The organism is Enterobacter cloacae complex sp. 6730903 (assembly GCF_048283985.1).
Lineage (GTDB): Bacteria > Pseudomonadota > Gammaproteobacteria > Enterobacterales > Enterobacteriaceae > Enterobacter > Enterobacter hormaechei_C.
In genome coordinates this window covers 1-1,448 of record NZ_JBLVXX010000118.1, presented here as the reverse complement: position 1 = coordinate 1,448, position 1,448 = coordinate 1, and the positions used below count along the sequence as shown (strand labels likewise).

Below are 1,448 nucleotides of genomic sequence, written 5' to 3'. Positions count from 1 at the left end.
ATTATAAACAGTACATAGTACACAGACACTCACTACGTTCGTGTCCCTCGCTTCGCTCGGAATTTTGAAGGAATGTATTATTCTATAAGCAAAGCAACTATAGTTGAACTATCATGCATCTGACCGAAGCATAAAGTTAACCAGCTACAAATTATGCCTTAAAACGCTCTGAGCGAGGCTGTAAGCGATTTTCATGATATGGGCAATGCGGTTGCATACCTTGGAAAGAAAAACGCGCTACGGGCTTCCTGTGCGATATTTACGAATTTAGTGCTTTACAACTCAATTTTGATGTTGAGTACATGCGTGTTCCCTTCCCTGTTTGCGCTTTACCACGTTCTTTTGCCAGGTAAGAAAGCCAGAATACCGGACCTTCGAGTGATGAAGGATGTTCACGATGAATGACGTAGTGATCGGGATAGTCTTTAGTGGCTTTAGACAAGTTTACCAGCGTTGCTTTACCACCTGTCAGTTTCATCCAGATTTCCGTAATAATACCAGCGATCCCTCTTTCTGGCGTTCCAAACCATCTTACCGAACGATGTGGAAGTGCAATCCAGCAATGGTAATGGGGTTGTGAAGCCTTTTCCTGTTCGCAAACCCAACCGTAAGCAAAATCGATGATAGGTTCTGATAAACCGTTGTTTCCAGACTCCAGGCGGTCACGTAATCGTTTGAACAGGTTGCGTATGTATTTGTTACCTGCTTCAACAGAAGTGAACTCAGGGAGGTGGAGATCAAAACGGGTCAGGAACACTCGACTGTAGAGCTTCAGGATTGCGTTCAGTTCGTTGATTGTTGATATAAGTATATCGTGGCGAACACCAGAACCGATTCTGTTGTTAATGCGGTATTCGTGACCATCATGAACAAAGAAGTTGCCATTGATGGTTTTGTAACGTCCGTGTTCATGGTAGACGGTACGAAAACTTGTTGCCGATAAAATCGACGATTCGAACAGGGCTTGTGATTGTTGCATCATTGTTAAATTAACCTTTTTGTACTCAGAAAGAGATCACACCCCCCTACATAGTTACTACCTAAAACCACGGTAAAACGAGGGCATTTGCGATAGCGCAAAGCCGCCTTGTATCTGACGTTGGGGATGTTTTCGAGGAGAGGAATACTACGGAACAAAGTCTACGAATATATTTATCAAACCTTTAATCATATCAGCACATACGCAACAGAACAACAATTATCGCCTGTCAATGAAAGGGGAATGATGATTGTGTGGATTGGTCGTAGCATTGGGGGGGTAATTTAAAAGGATTATCTGATGCCTTTATATTTGGTTGAAAGCATAAGATAGTCATGCTTTATTCCATAAAATATCATGATAGCAAGATGGATCGTGAGCGCAGCGAGCACACGAACGAAGTGAGTGTTAGGTACGATGTACTGTTTATAATCTGTCTCTTATACACATCTCCGAGCCCACGAGACAT

The 1,448-nt window shown here is 42.6% G+C and carries 1 protein-coding gene; it reads right to left on the bottom strand.

The genetic code is table 11. From position 1 onward, the window contains the following. Window positions 1-259: 259 nt before the first annotated feature. Window positions 260-982 (bottom strand): YagK/YfjJ domain-containing protein, encoded by a 723-nt coding sequence (locus ACNQ0W_RS25060; RefSeq protein WP_003846939.1) that lies wholly within the window; start codon window positions 980-982, stop codon window positions 260-262. Window positions 983-1,448: the final 466 nt, after the last annotated feature.

Excerpts from the sequence above, each read along its gene's own strand:
- ACNQ0W_RS25060 (WP_003846939.1), bottom strand. The coding sequence starts at position 982 with ATGATGCAACAATCACAAGCCCTGTTCGAATCGTCGATTTTATCGGCA.